The organism is Leuconostoc sp. JNUCC 76 (assembly GCF_053667755.1).
On the sequence record NZ_CM132206.1, the window covers coordinates 1,192,239 to 1,209,046 of the forward strand.

At 33.0% G+C, this 16,808-nt stretch carries 19 protein-coding genes and 4 pseudogenes; 1 reads left to right on the forward strand and 22 read right to left on the reverse strand.

The features are described 5' to 3' along the window. Positions 1-201 precede the first annotated feature (201 nt). From JNUCC76_RS05980 to JNUCC76_RS06040, 13 genes and pseudogenes are all read right to left on the reverse strand, one after another. Entirely contained in the window at positions 202-498 is a 297-nt protein-coding gene (locus JNUCC76_RS05980; protein ID WP_454153399.1) for a hypothetical protein, read from the reverse strand. 276 nt (positions 499-774) lie between these two features. Next, entirely contained in the window at positions 775-1,086 is a 312-nt protein-coding gene (locus JNUCC76_RS05985) for a hypothetical protein (RefSeq protein WP_454153401.1), read from the reverse strand. Next, on the reverse strand, positions 1,086-2,456 hold the full coding sequence (locus JNUCC76_RS05990) for an FtsK/SpoIIIE domain-containing protein (protein WP_454153403.1): 1,371 nt from the start codon (positions 2,454-2,456) through the stop codon (positions 1,086-1,088). The genes JNUCC76_RS05985 and JNUCC76_RS05990 overlap by 1 nt, the downstream gene beginning before the upstream one ends. Before the next feature lie 30 nt (positions 2,457-2,486). Further along, positions 2,487-3,245 carry a YibE/F family protein gene (locus JNUCC76_RS05995; protein ID WP_454153405.1) on the reverse strand — a complete coding sequence of 253 codons (759 nt, stop codon included), beginning with the start codon at positions 3,243-3,245 and terminating at the stop codon, positions 2,487-2,489. Beyond that, positions 3,242-4,348 carry a YibE/F family protein gene (locus JNUCC76_RS06000; protein ID WP_454153407.1) on the reverse strand — a complete coding sequence of 369 codons (1,107 nt, stop codon included), beginning with the start codon at positions 4,346-4,348 and terminating at the stop codon, positions 3,242-3,244. The genes JNUCC76_RS05995 and JNUCC76_RS06000 overlap by 4 nt, the downstream gene beginning before the upstream one ends. A gap of 70 nt (positions 4,349-4,418) precedes the next feature. Then, complete coding sequence (locus JNUCC76_RS06005; RefSeq protein ID WP_454153409.1) at positions 4,419-4,685, reverse strand: hypothetical protein; 267 nt, start codon at positions 4,683-4,685, stop codon at positions 4,419-4,421. Next, the gene (locus JNUCC76_RS06010) at positions 4,682-5,020 is read right to left on the reverse strand and encodes a hypothetical protein (RefSeq protein WP_454153411.1); all 339 of its coding nucleotides are present in this window, start codon (positions 5,018-5,020) and stop codon (positions 4,682-4,684) included. The genes JNUCC76_RS06005 and JNUCC76_RS06010 overlap by 4 nt, the downstream gene beginning before the upstream one ends. Next, positions 5,007-5,393, reverse strand: a complete 387-nt coding sequence (locus tag JNUCC76_RS06015; RefSeq protein ID WP_454153413.1) for a hypothetical protein — start codon at positions 5,391-5,393, stop codon at positions 5,007-5,009. Before JNUCC76_RS06015 ends, JNUCC76_RS06010 begins: the two co-directional genes overlap by 14 nt. A gap of 14 nt (positions 5,394-5,407) precedes the next feature. Next, the gene (locus JNUCC76_RS06020; protein ID WP_454153415.1) at positions 5,408-5,725 is read right to left on the reverse strand and encodes a hypothetical protein; all 318 of its coding nucleotides are present in this window, start codon (positions 5,723-5,725) and stop codon (positions 5,408-5,410) included. Further along, a complete protein-coding gene (locus JNUCC76_RS06025; RefSeq protein WP_454156534.1) occupies positions 5,718-6,044 on the reverse strand; it encodes a hypothetical protein in 327 nt (108 codons plus the stop codon). Before JNUCC76_RS06025 ends, JNUCC76_RS06020 begins: the two co-directional genes overlap by 8 nt. A 17-nt stretch (positions 6,045-6,061) precedes the next feature. Beyond that, positions 6,062-7,492 (reverse strand): annotated as a pseudogene (locus tag JNUCC76_RS06030) (ATP-binding protein); the annotation flags it as partial. A gap of 50 nt (positions 7,493-7,542) precedes the next feature. Next, a complete protein-coding gene (locus JNUCC76_RS06035) occupies positions 7,543-7,767 on the reverse strand; it encodes a hypothetical protein (RefSeq protein WP_454153417.1) in 225 nt (74 codons plus the stop codon). After that, entirely contained in the window at positions 7,764-7,937 is a 174-nt protein-coding gene (locus JNUCC76_RS06040) for a KxYKxGKxW signal peptide domain-containing protein (RefSeq protein WP_454153419.1), read from the reverse strand. Before JNUCC76_RS06040 ends, JNUCC76_RS06035 begins: the two co-directional genes overlap by 4 nt. Before the next feature lie 162 nt (positions 7,938-8,099). On the opposite strand from JNUCC76_RS06040, the gene JNUCC76_RS06045 reads away from it, so the two are divergent. Beyond that, positions 8,100-8,642: a GNAT family N-acetyltransferase gene (locus tag JNUCC76_RS06045; RefSeq protein ID WP_454153421.1), complete on the forward strand. Its 543-nt coding sequence runs from the start codon at positions 8,100-8,102 to the stop codon at positions 8,640-8,642. Positions 8,643-8,718: 76 nt separating this feature from the next. Here JNUCC76_RS06045 and JNUCC76_RS06050 read toward each other — a convergent pair. From JNUCC76_RS06050 to JNUCC76_RS06090, 9 genes and pseudogenes are all read right to left on the reverse strand, one after another. Then, a pseudogene (locus JNUCC76_RS06050) lies at positions 8,719-8,959 on the reverse strand (hypothetical protein). Between the two features lie 190 nt (positions 8,960-9,149). After that, positions 9,150-9,947: an alpha/beta fold hydrolase gene (locus JNUCC76_RS06055; protein WP_454153423.1), complete on the reverse strand. Its 798-nt coding sequence runs from the start codon at positions 9,945-9,947 to the stop codon at positions 9,150-9,152. 249 nt (positions 9,948-10,196) lie between these two features. Continuing rightward, on the reverse strand, positions 10,197-10,982 hold the full coding sequence (locus tag JNUCC76_RS06060; RefSeq protein ID WP_454153425.1) for a hypothetical protein: 786 nt from the start codon (positions 10,980-10,982) through the stop codon (positions 10,197-10,199). 43 nt (positions 10,983-11,025) lie between these two features. Beyond that, a pseudogene (locus JNUCC76_RS06065) lies at positions 11,026-11,169 on the reverse strand (IS30 family transposase); the annotation flags it as partial. Positions 11,170-11,420: 251 nt separating this feature from the next. Next, positions 11,421-12,389 carry a S66 family peptidase gene (locus JNUCC76_RS06070; protein WP_454153427.1) on the reverse strand — a complete coding sequence of 323 codons (969 nt, stop codon included), beginning with the start codon at positions 12,387-12,389 and terminating at the stop codon, positions 11,421-11,423. 468 nt (positions 12,390-12,857) lie between these two features. Next, positions 12,858-14,060, reverse strand: coding sequence for an MFS transporter (locus JNUCC76_RS06075; RefSeq protein ID WP_454153429.1), 1,203 nt, complete (start codon positions 14,058-14,060; stop codon positions 12,858-12,860). A gap of 287 nt (positions 14,061-14,347) precedes the next feature. Then, positions 14,348-14,586 (reverse strand): annotated as a pseudogene (locus tag JNUCC76_RS06080) (hypothetical protein); the annotation flags it as partial. 288 nt (positions 14,587-14,874) lie between these two features. Next, the gene (locus JNUCC76_RS06085; RefSeq protein WP_454153431.1) at positions 14,875-15,819 is read right to left on the reverse strand and encodes a LacI family DNA-binding transcriptional regulator; all 945 of its coding nucleotides are present in this window, start codon (positions 15,817-15,819) and stop codon (positions 14,875-14,877) included. A gap of 26 nt (positions 15,820-15,845) precedes the next feature. Further along, positions 15,846-16,664: an HAD family hydrolase gene (locus tag JNUCC76_RS06090; RefSeq protein ID WP_454153433.1), complete on the reverse strand. Its 819-nt coding sequence runs from the start codon at positions 16,662-16,664 to the stop codon at positions 15,846-15,848. Between the last annotated feature and the right edge of the window lie 144 nt (positions 16,665-16,808).

Below are 16,808 nucleotides of genomic sequence, written 5' to 3' on the forward strand. Positions count from 1 at the left end.
CAAGTGCCAGTCGTGCGACCAAAAGGTATTTTGGTCTTAACCACGACCACGCACCCTGCCCTTTAACGCTACGCTAGGGCGAGGGCGTGGCATGGCTCGCAAGGGCTTGCTCGCCACCCTGTCGGAACGGTCACTCTATGTACTAAAAAGCTCACCAATGGTTTTATGCATCAGCAAGCTCTTTACTACCCCTACAATTGATCAACGCTTGATATGCGATAATTGCTCATTCAACTGCATCAAATCTTTACTACGATTGATAGCATGTGTTTTGGTAGAACGATAATTACCAATCATAAAGCCGATATTTTTACGAATTTGAACGATATATGGTGGCAACATTGGGTTAATGCTTTCCAATTCGTTACTTTCCAATACTTTCTTCAATTCGCCATTAAGCTCTTCTAGGTGTTCAAGGTCACCAAGTTTTTCAATTGTCTTTAAATCAGTGATTGATTGTTCCGACAAAGATTGAATTTTTTTAACATCTAAAGCCATAATTTTTACCTACTTTTCCTTTTTAACTTCAAAAACAAATAAACAGCAAAACTAAACACAGATGCTAAGTGTTGGACTTCTTGCGTGGTATTTCATCATTTCTAACTCCTGTTTTCTACTAGACCAATGACTGTTTACATAACCTTTGCTATACAAAGTAGCGCTATATCAACGTTTCAAAGCGCTAAAAAATAGGTCATTTTCAAAACCTTTCACAAAGTCCTTAAAACGCCTATTTCATCACAGCACTTTTAAAATTTCACAAGCCAATCAATTTTAGACCAATCTTTTAAATGCACTAATATAGTTATCGAGTGTTGCTTGGGAACTCTCAATATTTTTTATCAGCTCTACAACGTCCTGATCAAAATTAAAAACATCAACATCTCCGATTTCTTGAATAAGTTCTAACGCTTTGTCGTTTTCAATAGCACCACTTTCAATATCAATGTTCTTAACGATATTTCTAATATTAGCCATTTCAGTTGCATCAATCGAACGCAACTTATCCAGCATCAATGACATACTTCTTGAAGCATTTATTAAACTCAATTTTGTACGTTGAATTGTCACAACATCTTCTGCCATTAAGTAACCTCCCTTTTAGCTATCTGACCACGCATGTAGTCATGTAGGTTAAAATCTTTTGGTATTTCTGGTGCAAAGAATGAGCGTACTTCTTCGTTACCCGATTGAATAAAACCCCAACCCTTTAAATCATTTGATAGTGGGTGGAACTCTTTCTGCGTATCTGGAAACATCATACGTTTCACTTCTGGTGTAGGAACACCCATATTGATACGTAAATTCAATTGATTTCGAATTGAGGTAGGTAAACTATCAGTGCCGGGTCTCTGCATACCAATCAAAATATAAAACCCTAATTCACGCCCAAGCATGGCAATCTGGCTCATTTTTGACATTGCCAAATCAAAATTTGTTCGTTCATCAGAACCATAAGGCAAGCTATCGCCCATTTCAGTAAACACCCCAAACTCATCAAAAATCAAAAAACTGGGCGCAAAATTAAAATCAAAATATGACCCAATCACACCTTTAGACTTTTTGCGTTCCATAATTTCGGCCCGTTTCATCATCTTATCGTAGTAATCAGCAACACATTTTGTAATATCATTGATATCACTAAACACATGTCCTTCTAATTCTGGTAGATGTTTCAAACTAGCCAAATCAGAATTTTTAGGGTCAAGAATATCAACATATTTTGTCAACGTTAATAATTGACCAATAATTGAAAACATTGTATATGATTTACCAGTACCAACGTTTCCAGCAATTAGAGCATTGTAAAACTTATCAAACTTCCAATCAATACCTTTTGCCACTTGTAATACCCCTTTTCTAGCCTCTAATTCCAACAACTTCCGTCTAAACTTAATTGGCTCAAACGCAAAGGTACTTGTCATCTTGTTCTTAGCAAATTCAGTTGTCTGTTTATCAGCCAACAAAGCTATCTCAACAGCCGTATCAAACTCGCCTTTAGAAAATTGTTGCATATATTTCTCGCCGTCAACTGGTTCTTCCAATAGAACCTGTCCTGTTTTAAATAAGAACTTGATTCTAATTTTTGGAAAATATTTAATAAACGTTCCATTTTCATCAGTTGCCGTTTCAAAGTAACCTTTTGAAATAACCAACAAACTAATCAACTGTCTTAATTCAACAGCAGTGAAATAATGAGCCAACTTATTATCATGTTTAACTGGGTAATGCTTATACAACCAATACAAACCCCAACCAAACAAACCAGTCAGCACAATACTTAAAATAATAGGCGACAAATACCACCAACTGTATTGTCCTTGCATCAACGCTTGAAAAATATTCAAATACCAAAAGCCAAAACAAACCGTTACTAAAAACAAAACAAAAAGCAAAGTCCTTTTAAATAAGGTCTTTGCTAAATACTGATCACTATATTTAATTTTCTTAAACATTTTTCTCCTTAAATTTATTAGCAAAAATTATCATGGTAGTATTTTTTTACTGTGCGAAGAACGCTTGGATAGTAAAAGAACTGTTAAAGGTATAACTAGAGCAACAGAAAGAATTGATAATAAAACAAGTAATAGTTCAAAAACAAAAATCTTATCATTAATAAACTGTCCTATACTATAATCTAAACGTGCAAACCAAATAAACAAAGCTAACGAGCTACCAAAAAAGCCAAAAAAAATTGTATTAAACAATGTACCCATCATTTTTTGACCTAAATGCCAACCAAAACCATAAAGATTGTCAACTGCAATATTCTTTTTTAAAAATTGTTCCATACCAGCTGCTACTGACATAGAACCTTCTACCACTGATCCAAGAATACTAATAATTGCCATTGCCACGCTAATATCAGAAAATCGAATGTTTATTAGAATAGACATACTTTCCAATTCTGCGGTATTTTCTGAACCAAACCCCTGAACTTGAGACCACCTATAAACTAAAAATGTCGTGATACTCATTAAAATTATAATAGTCATTGTAGATTGCAAAACGACCTCTTTTATGACGTTCGTTGCCTCACTCAAATAAATAGTGGACAAAAGAATGACTACACAACAAATAGTTGTTATCCATAAAATTGGAAATCCCCATGAAACAAATCTTATAAATATAATGAGGAGTAAAAAATTTATTAACCAACCAAATAACATTTTAAATGATGCCTTTCCGATAATGAAAACAGACAACACTATAACAAATATCAACATTAAACTAATTGATTTCATGAATTTTTCCTCGTCTTTATTAATTCACGGGTCACTACTAAGCTAGTAATTGGGACACTGATTAACAGCCCGACTATACTTGATAATACCTGAAAAATACCTAAAGACATAATCATTGACATTGAATAAAAAATATCATTTCCATTTTTTATGAAAAGAATCATCATTGGCAACGTACTAGGGACAAAGATTAAGCTTAAAATATTGACCGAAGGCATTAATAAAGTTTTTCCACAAGAAATTCCAACTTTAAAAATTGCATAAAAATTTTTATCTGTTTCTTGTTTGAATAAATTAGTTAGGCTAACTGTAATATCTCCAGAAACGTCAACGATTGCACCCAACATTCCGATTATAATTGAAAAAGTATATAGTAAGGTTCTTGATTGGGTCACGTAATTCATAGTTTCATAATGCAGACCTGAACTATGCGTGAAGTATAAATTGCATTCAATCAAGCATAATGTTAGGAGACATGTTATGAGTGATGAGACACATACATTTTTTCCCGTTATAGTTCTGCCATACACAAAAGCTGTTGTAATTATAAGAAATAAGATTGTTGTTGAACTATAAAGTAAAATAACTTGATTTGAACCTACTTTGATATCTAACTGAGTGGCTATAAAGAAAAAAGTAGCATTTAAAATAACACTCATAATTGACATTACTGCGTCTTTGTTGCCTATAACTATGATAATGAACAAAACCACAGTTAATACAACAAAAACGGAAGTATCACGCTTTAAACCCTGTATAACATAATTGTCCCCATTTTTCACAAGAAAAATTTTTTGCCCTTTAGAGTATTTAGAATCATAGGCATGAGAGCCTGAATATTTATTATCGACTGTTACTTTTCGCCCCTTTATATCAGTATTAAGCATTTGCAACTCAATTTTCTGTGATTCTACATAATCGGTATTTCCAAACTCATCAGACTGATTTTGACGTCCGTAGTTATGAACCTTAACTATTTGACCGATGGGCTGATGATACATATTAAAATCATGATTAGATATATATATATCAAACATAATAAGTATTGAAAGTATGGATAATAGCTTAATTATTTTATTTGATTGGAATCTTTTTTTGCTCAACAGGCCACCATTAATCTTTATTTAATAGTAATGATTACTTTCTACATATTAATGCCATATCCTTAATATGTCAATTTAAATAATTAAATAGCTCCAATCTTTGCATCTCATCATTGATGACATTACTATACATTTGATGCGTAAATTCATTTCTAAATCGTTCAAATTTTTCGGGACTGCCCTTAATCTCATTCAAAGTAAGACTGTGTTGGTCGGGATAAGGGCTATCACTCGCATAATCTTGCCAAGCAATTTTTCCGTGAACATTGATAATCGCTTGAGCTAACAACAACACATTTTTTCGGGTCATACGATATTTCTTAAATTGGCTACTCATTCTGTCTCCCTTCGATACAATAAATGTCTAAATGACGTGTAATTATCTATATATTCATAATAGACACCAGTAATATCAGCGCCATTTGTTTTGCCCGAACGCACCATATTTTTAGCCACAATAGAAAAGGCTTCTAAAGCAGTATCAAAAGTAAATAACGCATAACTTAAATGTTCATCTGCTCTTGCATCTTTTTCCAATGACATAAACCTTTCATGAAAATGATGATAGATGCGCTCTACTTTTTTAGATAATTCATCTGTCACTGTCATGCCCTCTTCATAAGGCAATTTAAATTGTTCGAGGTCTGCCACATTAAAATCAACACTTGTCATCCTTAACCCTTCCAAATATCATTTTATTAGAATGAACTGGCTCATAGTCATTTCTAATCAATGCCGATAAATCATTGTAGCTATCAATATATTCAAGGTAATTACCAAAAATATCTAAGCTATTATAATTACCTGCTCTAACCATTAGCTTTGCTTGCTTTGCAAAATACTCTAACGACATATCATGATAAATAAAAGCATATCTTGCTTTATCAAAATCTTTGATTTGGTCTTTGATTGCTAAATACTTATCATGAAATAGCTTATAAGCACGGTTTGCTTTTAGTAGAACATCTTCGTTTACAAGCATACCCTCGGAGTAACCAAGCATTGTACTTTGTAAATCTGCCATTGTAAAATCAACTTTAGTCATCACATCTCCAAAAATCATATTTTTTTATCAACTCTTATTAACTCAAAATCATCAGACAGTATAATTACATATCTACCACTTTCAACGTCAATCACTAAAGGACCATGCTTACCAAAATAAACTACAAATGGTCCACTAACATCAAGCCATTTTCTAATATCCTTATCTAACCGCTCAATCACTTCTAATCTGACTTCTCTGGGTAATTCCCTCACAAGTCGTCTACACAACAAAGAATATTGTTGTCTATATTGCTTTTTAATGTATTCAGAAACAAAAGTGTAAACAACTACAATAGCACAAAGAACTAACCCAATAATCACTTTATTCATCAGTTAACTTCCTATTTGCCACATCAAAGCGGACAACATCTCGCTTTTGATCTAAAATCACTGTGATTGTATAATCACTCGTTTCAATCTTTAAAGTAAGTTGCTTTTTATCAAAAGCAGTCACTGTCTTACCAATAATCACACCAGTTGTCTCTTGAATATCTTTTGATAAATCACTAGCCTGTGGCATGGTAATTGCCAAGCCTTTTGTCTTATAAATATCTTGCGCCAACTGATCTAATTTTTTCAATTCGGCATCATGTTTAAAATACACATATAAAATGCCAACCCCAACAATCACTAAAAATACAACATTCATCATCAAGTCCTACTTTCTTATCCGTACTTAGCTTCAAGCTCCGCACCAGCGTTCTTATCAACTGTCTTAAAGGCTTTAGTCCATTCTTCAAATAGCGAATGGATAACCACCTTACCAACACGACCATAAATATCTCTAAACAAACATTGTCCTTTTTTCAGGTCTTTTAACATATCCATGTTTGATTTATTGACGGGCAAACCAAAGTGTCGCAAAATATTTTCACGCTCACTATCATCAGCGCTATCAAAGGCAAATATTTGTCCGTATTGACCACTCTTTTCATCATTGACATCACCAACTCTTTGCGTGGAATATATCAGCATATTGTTTTCAGAACGACCCAAACGCTTGATGCCGTCCAAGACTTTACGACCAGCAGGCGAAGCGTTAAATATCCACGCTTCATCAATAATTTCAGCACTAAAGCGTTTCGTGTCTTCACGTCCAAACTTCTCTAAATATTTACCAAGTGCCAACATAATCGACACCGAATATTTTTGCGTTTCAGTGTAACTACGTATTTCTTGTTCAGCGTGTGGCAAGTCCAAACCAGTCACTTCTAAAATTGTCCGTTGATTATTAAATTCGATACTATCCGTTTGTCCGTCACTAAAAGCCAGTTTGAGCATACTATCAGGAATGACACTCTCATAATAATTCGCTAACTGTTGTGACTTCTCATTGCCAGTTTTTAGAATTTCGATAATCGCCATTGTACCAACTTGTTCGCCAGACAATCGTTGATTACAGACTTGCTTAATAGCATTCGTCAAAGCCGTATCAAGTTCCATATCTTGTGAGATTGAGCGAACCTGTACCAACATTTCCTTAACTAACGTCAAGACATTAGGTATTTCATCTACCGTACTCTGACTATTCAATGTGAGCATTGGGTCAAGTACACCACGATTAGAGCTATCATTGGCATTCAAAGTCACATAATGAAATGAATTCATCAGCTTGGTGAAAAATGGGTTGTCGTTATTTTCGAGTGATGCCTTAAACCAACGTCTCACTTCTTGTTTTGGGTCAACATATAGTAGCTTCACATCAAACATTGCTAAATATAAAAGCAATACTTTAACCAAGAATGACTTTCCTTGTCCGGTATCGCCTGTGATTGCTATGTGCGGACTATCTGTTTTCGCCCCAACAATACCTTTGTTGGCAATCACTGGGTTAATTAAAAGCAATGTTCTTGAAGATGCCACGGCACTATCCACACTAAAGTAACGGTTAGTATCTAATACACGTCCGATATAAAAACCTGTTCGAGAACCTAATTCATGACTAGTGCCAAACATCAACTGGGCTAGAGCTCGCGCATTGGTAAATTGTCGCCAACGTTTAAACACTCCCAAATTGGTCGCTGGTAAGTTTTGATACAACAATAATTCTTGATTAAAACTAGGTTGAAAAACCTCTATTTCACGACTAAAGGTTGATCAGCCTTTTCACTAGTATCAACTTGATTATCAAGGTCTGATGTTGCATTTTATAAATCAGCTTGTCCCTTTGTCTTGGTATCTGTTTGTTCAGTAGTTGCCGTTTGATAGGCTTGATCGTTTGCTTGTTGTTTTGCCGTGGCATCTTTAACGGCTTGATCTTGCTTATTCAAATCAGATAGCACTCCATCTGTTTTTGATGAAGCATTGTCATCATTGATTGTGACATCAGTTGTCTCCTTGTCAGTAGTTGTATCAGTTGATGAAAGAGTCAATTGAACTTGCTTGTCATTTTGCGTGGTATCAGTAGTTTTAACTGCTTGTGCACAGTATCAGCACTGACTTGTGTGGTGTTAGCACTCACAGCAACAGCAGCTACTGCAACGGCTCCAAAAACCCAGAGCTTACCAAATTTGTATGATTTATACTTTTTTGAATTTTCCATGCTTTTTAAATAAAAAAGGCCACTAATTAAGTAACCTTACTCTTTCTAACTATTTTTAAAATTAGTTTATATATTGTAGTGTCAGGAATATTGACACAAATTAATTCTTGCTTATTTCTCCGTAGTAAAATGGTGATCAAAATGTTTTTTAGGAGAATTGATATGTTTATTCGAACTGCCACAGAAGAAGATGCTAACCAACTTATTGATATCTATAAACCTTATATTGAGAACAGTACAACAAGCTTTGAATATGATGTTCCATCACTTGATGATTTTAAACAACGTATAAGTGATGTAACAATTAAATACCCCTATATTATCATGGTAGACGGAGCAACAATTTTAGGATATGCGTATGCTCACGAATATAAAGATCGGGATGCATATCAGTGGACAGTTGAGGTCAGTATATATCTGTCTAAAAATGCTCAAGGTAGAGGTATAGGAAGCAAATTATATAATTCTTTAGAAGAATACTTATGTCGTCAACATGTCGTTAATATTATGGCCTGCATTACAGGAGATAATAAAACAAGCATTGCTTTTCATGAGCATATGGGTTATAAAACTGTCGGGCAATTCAAAAAAGTTGGTTTTAAAAATAACCAATGGCTGGATATTTATTGGTTAGAGAAACAAATTTCTAGTTCAGTTAGTCCCGAAGCATTTATACCATTTTCAAAATTAAATGAGTTAGATTAATTTTCTTGGCTACATTCTCAAAGTATTAAAATGTTGATCCACGTCGGAACTGATTTCTTTTATTTTAATAATTGAGTTAAAACCCCAACAAATATAGCAACCCCTTCTGCATTTTTTCCCAACATATTCTTTTATAATTGATTAAATGCAAACCCCTAAAGGTTCTTTGAACAATGACAAATAACAAGGTCAAAACACTGGCAATTATCATAGCGATATGTAGTGATTGACCCAAACTCATAAAGAGTAAAAATATAGGGAACATAGACGAGCCAAACCCCAAACATAAAGCTAAAATAAATCATTTTTTGTGCCATTGTAACAACTAAAAAAACTGATTGTTTAATCAGCCTTTAACCTTTCTGCTATACTATAAAGCTATTAACCTCTTGACTTGTCATCTTGGTTAGTAGCTTTTCTGACCTAAATTAGTTGATAATTTTTGTCTTAAGGAAAAATAACGAGTTTCCTCAGAATAAAAGACAAAAAATTTATCTTTGAACGCCATTATAAAGTGTGTAAAAAACTGTCAAATAGACCGTACACATATTTGGGTTGATCTATCATAACATTGTGACCTGCTGAAGCCAGCAACGTTACATTTGATTTTTCATTACTTATAAATTTATTCATCTGTTGCTTATACCCCACTACATGGTCATGTCTACCCAAAACTAGTTGAATTTTTGTATTTTGTCCTAGATTTTGTAATTTTTCTTCAAATGAAATGGCGTAACTATCCTCTTGAAGGCATTTTAAAAAGTTGGTATCAGCCTTATTTAATCCAGGTAAAATAAGATATTGGTACGTCGCCCATCGTGATTGGCCAATTAAGACATTCATAGACTCAAAGTCAGCGTAAAATGTTTCATTTTCAGAATGATGTACTTTGCCAATAAATTCATTTTTATGTTTTTCTACTAAACGTAATTCTTTATCAGCAATACATACAGGACAAGTTAAAAATAAACCGTTAACTTGATTCTGATAATGATAAGCAATCGCTTGTGCCAAGTACCCACCATATGAATGCCCGTATATGACAAATTCCTGTGTTCCAACTACATAATCAGTAAAACTTAAAAGTTTTTTAAAAATAGCGTCAGTGGTAGTTTCGGATGTGGGTAATGAGTTTCCCATTCCTGGAAGGTCTAAATAAATGCGTTGGAATTCGGCAAGGTTATTATCTTTTTCAAAAAAATTTTTAGTTGAACGCTTATCTAAAAATAAGCCATGCAAAAATATTATCGGCATACCGTTCCCAATAATTTGATATTCTATATTCTCAAATATGTTTGTTTCCATTAATTTTTTACCCTGCTTTTCAATAAAATTATAATTTATAAATATTTTATGAGTTAATAGATGAAACTGCAATCACTTTAAACGGAACTGAATTTAGTATAAGAATTCTTAACTTTTGAATGTTAAAAATAGTTCACATATAGAAGACCAAAATTACATTTTTTAAAAACTAAGACTCTCAAAGAATTTTTAGATATTTTAATGTAGACACAGTATAATTACTTATACTATTTTTAAAAGCTCATATAATTACTCACCTTTAAGTTTGCTAGCTTGGTTAGTAGTTGTCTTACTTTGATTTGATACTTGCTTTTCTGGCGCCTTTTCACCAAGTGCAACTAACGTATCAGCATACACCGTCCAATCAGTGGCATCATTACCAGCAAATGCAAACTTCAAACCTTGTGGCACTAACTTGTCCCCTGGCTTCAAACCAGCTTGCAATCGTTCACTTTCTGCTGAGTCAACCAAAATACGGACAATGTTATCATCATTGCCAACATCGCCTGATTTGCTTTGTTGGATAAAGTTGAACTGATAATTTGAGATGATTGGTTCATCATAATCATCACGTACAACTTCGCCACGATTATCAGTTTTATAATTAGGTGTAACCCTAAACAAAACTAAATCATGACTATCAAACGCATCAGCGCTACGAACACGTCCATGAACTGTTTTGTCTTTACCTGATACGAATACAGCATCATATTCTTCTTCTGGTAAGGTATCTGTCGTTGTGTCAGAGATAGGCAACAAAGTACCAGTCTTAGTGGCAACACGAGCACCACTTCTTTGGTTACTGCGAGCAGTACCAGCAATAATTTTTGCATCGATCAGTTTTAGTGATGTTCCAAAAGACATACTAAAATCAAAACCAGCCTGTGGTGTGACATTTTCAGTATTCAATGTGTTGTTCACATTTAACATTGCCACTGCCACATCAGCATTCGCACCAACTAAATTGCGCCCAGCAAACGTGAACTTTCCGATACTTTTTCCTTGTAGTGATAAACTACCAAACTTATTAACCATAATGTAAATTCTCTACTTTCTTAATTCAAAATAAAAAAGCAAATATTGATGACGGTGTATAGCCTAAACGCCTTGCTATATCTGCTTGTGTCATTTTCTCAATATTCCACAAGTATTCAATCATGTGACGTTGATTTTCGTTTAGATGTGGTTGGCGTTGGCGTTTTTTAGGTGTTTCATCACTCATAAAACATACATACTCCTTTGATTATGATTATTGAAGTTGGGATTTATCCCCTACAACAAGTTTATCATTTCACAATGTTGCCTATTATTTTATTTTTAAACCTGTCGAAAAACAAAATAATAGGCACTAAATTTACATATTCGATTGTTGAAACTAATTAATAGAATAGCTTTCCATTAAAAAAGCACAATAGTTACTTGTGCTTTTTTAAATATCCTTATGAAGTGCCAAAGAAGTGTTCTTTAAAGAATCTAATTTTCTTGCACACTGACCTCAATTTTGCTACTGTTAGTCGCATTCACTTTGATACTTTGCCCTAATGGTAAAGTAAAAATTGGTTGAGTATGACCAAAATCCAAATCATATATTACTGGTATTTTCTTTAAAATCGAAAATTTATCTAAAACTGATTGCAGTTTCTCATCACTCATTTCATTGACAGTAGGAAATCTTCCTATTACAAGTGCTTTTATATCCTTATGTATTTGTAATATTTGAGCCAACTCACGTGAAAATTCCAGTGGCGACCCACCCTCAGCTTGTTCAATGAAAACAATTGGATTTTGTGTTTCTGGGAAAAATTTCGTTCCTGCTTGTAAACAATATGTCTGAATATTTCCTCCAGTGGATATACCTGTTGCTTCTCCTAAATTATAGGCTTTCCATTTATTAGCCAATGGATGACGTGGTAAAGTCTTGTCAAACCATAAATCACTAGTCCAAACATCACTCGGCTCTAACTTAAAAGATCCATTTATAGCTGCCTTTAACCATTCTGTTGTTTGATATTCTTGTAATTCATCCATTTTGAATGAAGAATAACATGGACCATAATATGTTATTTGATCTGTCATTGCACGAATTGCATTATGCAAACTGGTCGTATCAGAATATCCAAAAAACATTTTTGGATTTGAACGAATAATGTTCCAGTCAATATGTGTTAATAATTCATTAGAATTAAAACCACCAATAGTAGTCATAATTGCCTTAACATTTGGGTCACTGAATGCATCATGGAAATCAGAAATTCTCGATGCGATGCTACTGGAGTAAAACTCATCATTTTCAAAAATGTGCTTTCCGAAAGTTACTTGAAATCCCAAGTTTTCCAATCTCTTTTTGGCAATTAAATTTTCTTCAAAGCCACCAACACGTTCCATTGAGGAACTTGGGGATATAATTCTAATTTCGTCCCCCTTTTTGAGTTTTAAATGCATAAAAAGCCGAGCCTCCTTAATTAGTTAAATCTTATTTAAAACAAACCGATATTTAACATATAACCAATAATATATCATAGCTCTATATTGTGCAATGTGACATCAGTGACAAAAATTTGACTTTACAAATTTATTTCTCTCAATTGTCGTTTAGCTTGATACAACTGTTCTTCAATTTTATTTAACCCAGTTTCGTTATTACGATTATTTCCCTTAACAGCAAGTCTAAATCACGATAAGCAATGGTTAATTTTTTGAATACAAATAAAAAAGTTAGTACCTGTTAAGCACTAACTCATCTTGAAACTGATCATATATTTTGTACGAACCGTCAGAACTGTTTATTCACTTAGGTCAAAAGATATATTGTTAATATTATACTTGATGTGTGAATATCTAATTTTATCTAAATAGCATATATACAAAAAAGAACAAGATTACATAAAAAGTACTTGTTCTAGATGAAAATTAGTTGTTATTAATCAATCGTTTGTTCACAAAAAGCAAAATTGAAATAAGTAGCAAAAGCATTGAAGATATGACAAAAACAATTCGAACGCCAAATTGTTCCGCCAAAGCACTTACCAATATAGAAGTAATTGAAAATGTCCCAGTATACAAAACCGTCATGCTACTAAAAATATTTGGTAAGAATTTTTTTTCAGTTCGCGATTGGATCAATGAAGTTTGTGGAATATCTTTTAATTCACCAAATACTCCAACAAATCCTGATAAACACAGTAAAATCCACATATTGGAATTAATAGAAACAATTAAAGTAACAATAGCAACCACTGTAGAACCGATAAACATCACTGAAAAAGGATTTCCTGATATGCGTTGACTTAGCTTATAAAAAAGTAGACCACCAACGACACCGCCGAACATATATGCAGCATTGATATATCCCCACCAATATTGGGAGGAATTTAGCGTTTTTTGAACAAAAGCGAGAATAACCGATGAAATCCAAACGCTGTTTGCCATCGTATCGAGAATCGAAATTGTGGCAGTCAATTTTAAAAGCGGAACTTTATAAATGATTTTCCAACCGCTTAATAAATTATGCCAAATACTTTTATCTGAAATTTTTTTATCGATATCTACTGATTGCAATTTGGAAAGTAAAATAACAGATAATATAGCCAATAAAACACTGAGTGCTAGAATGCTAGGAGCAGAAAGCCAAGCTAACAAAATACTTCCACCTGCCCATCCACTAATACCAAGTATCTGAAATGAAGAATTAAGTATGCTGTTAGCTCTTATTAAAGCGTTATCAGTAGCATAATGCGGTAATATTGATTGACTGACAGGTTGTGCAAATCCATCTGAAAAAGCAATAATGCTGATAATGACGAACAGACCAAAGATGTTTTGTTTAACAAAACCGTTTTTTATATAAAATAATAACCCCACCAAAAAAACTGATTTGATAAGCTGTGTACTGACTAAAATATGGTTTAGTTTTACTTTGTTGGCTAAAAGTGGTGATATGAAACTTGCGATTACCATAGCACATGTTATGACAGTAGGAACTAATGATGATGCAACTACTGAATGGGTCAAGTTAAAAACTGCGCTGATGACGGAAATAATATATAACGTGTCACCAATATTTGCAGTTGATTGGCCGAACAATAAGAATAAAAAGTTTTTATTTTTGAGCATGAATATATACCTTTTAATTATTTTTTGATTATTTACTTGTAATAGATATAGTGTTACTACACGCCAGTCGACCTCTTCAATTTTTATAGTTAAAAGTATTCATGCTCTAAAATACTTTTCTAAATTTATCATATTAACAACTGTAACGCAATCCTATTATGTCAAAAAATTAATTTTAAAATGTCCTTAGCTGATTTAATTTTGTAACAAAATTGACGAAATTTTTGAATTAATGTGATTTCAAAAATGAATAAATTAAATTTTTTCATTCAATTCACAATTTATTGTTATATATTTCGTTTCTTTAGTTGCCGTTTAGCTTGATATAATTGTTCTTCGATTTTGTTTAACCCACTTTCAGTATTGCGATCAGTTCCTTTAATCAGCAAATCTAAATCACGATACGCAAAGGTTAGCTCCATTGATTTTGACACCAAATCTTGCACTTTAGATGCTAATTCTTTATTAAAAAAAGCACATATCTGTATGTTTGAGATTGTGCTTGTAATTGCATTGATACGCTCTCTAATTGCTTGACATTTTTTGGCCTTACGATTAAGCATGTTAACGGTAGCTTGTTTAAACCAGATAGTAATAGGATCCATTAAAAGTTTAAATTACTCTGCCAATTTTTAAGTGAACACTCTTCTTAGTTTAGTTAGACCTGGGAATAGTGAATTAACATAAAAATACTCCTATACTTTAATTTTACGAACTGGATAAAATGAGTCACTTCTTTAGTATAAGAGCACATGTGAATGAGTTTAGGCGTTTGCATTGTTCTTTTTCAATTTTTTATAAAATTCGATTATTTCTACAAATTTCGATTAATTAATTCTGAATTTATCATAATTTGGTCGCAATTATTTTTTAGAACAAGCTGAAAAGCAGCCTGCCCCAATTCCTTAAAATGATGGTCAATTGTTGAAATGTTCAATAGGAATCCAGATACTTGATTTTCTTGTCCCATCATTTCGGGTAAGTGATACCCTGCCTCTACATAGGCCTTGCTAACACCTGCGGCAACATCATCACTATTGGCAAAGATATAATCAGGTTTTTGTATTAAATTTGCATATTTTTTTCCTGCCGCATAACCATCTTCAAAGGTTGTTATATTAGTGCTAATTAAGCTATGTTCAGGAATTAGACCAAAAACTTTTTCATAACAATCAATTGTTAATTGACTAGTTACGCTACTATAATAATCTCGGCTTAACATGATGGCTATATGATTAAATCCTTTATGCTTTATTAATTCAAATGCCTTCACATAAGCCTTTTCTCTGGAAGTAAATGCTGAGGCTATAGGCATATTTTTAACGTTTTCGCAAACAACGATTGATCCATATTTTCTGTATTTCAGTATCTCCTCTAAGGTTAAACTATGAGACGTGAAAATTAACGCGGCTAACTCTTTACTATGTAGTTTTTCCAAATAAGAACGCTCTTCGTCATTGTCATATTTTGATTGTAAAATTAGGATACTATACTTAGACAAATACGCTTCTTCCATAGTACCTGATACCGTTTGTATAAAAAACGGGCTGCGCATATGTGGAACCACAATCCCGATTTGTGACGAAACACCTTTACTTAAGTTTCGAGCAAGTGAATTTGGTGCATAATCCAAAGTTGTTATTGCTTGTTGGATAATTTGAGAGGCATTTTCTGAAACATATCCAGTTTTATTGATAAAACGAGAAATTGTTGATTTGGAATAACCTGAAAATTCCGAAATTTTTTTAATATTTACCATATTTTTATATTTTTTATATGCAAAATTCAAATTTTATATTTGTTTTTAATTTTATTAATTCCAAATGCTACTCCATCCGCATCATTTGTTTTCGTTATGAATCGACCAAATTGTTTCACATCTTTAGGTGCATTACCCATAACAACAGGAAAACCTACCGTCTTTAACATAGATATATCATTGTATCCATCACCAAATGCGACTGTCTCCTCAGCGTTCAAATTTTTCATTTTCATGACCTCTTTGACAGCAATATCTTTTTGTGCAAGTGAACTAGTAATCTCTAAACACCTATTCATCGACTTGTAAATTGAAATTCCTTTCAAATTCATCGAATTAATTTTTGCCTCTATTTGGAGTAGATTTTTTTCACTAAGATCTATCAACATAATTTTAGCAATACCTTTTTCACAATTTTGAAAGTGCTCATCAACTGTCGCGCAAAAATATGGTTCTTGTCCTGTTAATTTTGCTTGGAATTCCACGCCCAAATCCTCTTTCAATGCAACCCATTCTTTTTTTGTGTAATATGACAAACTTATTATAGGAAAATTTTTTTGAATCCAATTAATTAAAAAATAACTAACATTGTGAGGTATCAAATAAGATTTACCTATATTTGTACCAAAATTATCTTGTTTGTAAATAAGACCGCCGTTAAAAGCCACTTGCTGTTCCAATAAATTTAACTTTGTAATTATTGGCTCCATTTCTGATGGAGAGCGTGCTGAAACTAAAGTAAGTGGAATCTGATTTTCTTCAATTGCTCTTATGTTGTTATCACTGATATCGCCATTACTGTTCAGTAGAGTGCCATCTAAATCCATAAAAATATGTTTAATCATTGTTTATGTTACTCCTTTTTACTGTATATTAGATTGTATCTTGTGAAACGCGTTCCATAGCAACATAAAATTCAGAATTTAAAAAATTTTTACTTTACTGCAAAAACTTTAGCTAATCAACATTAAATAATTGCATTTAAATAG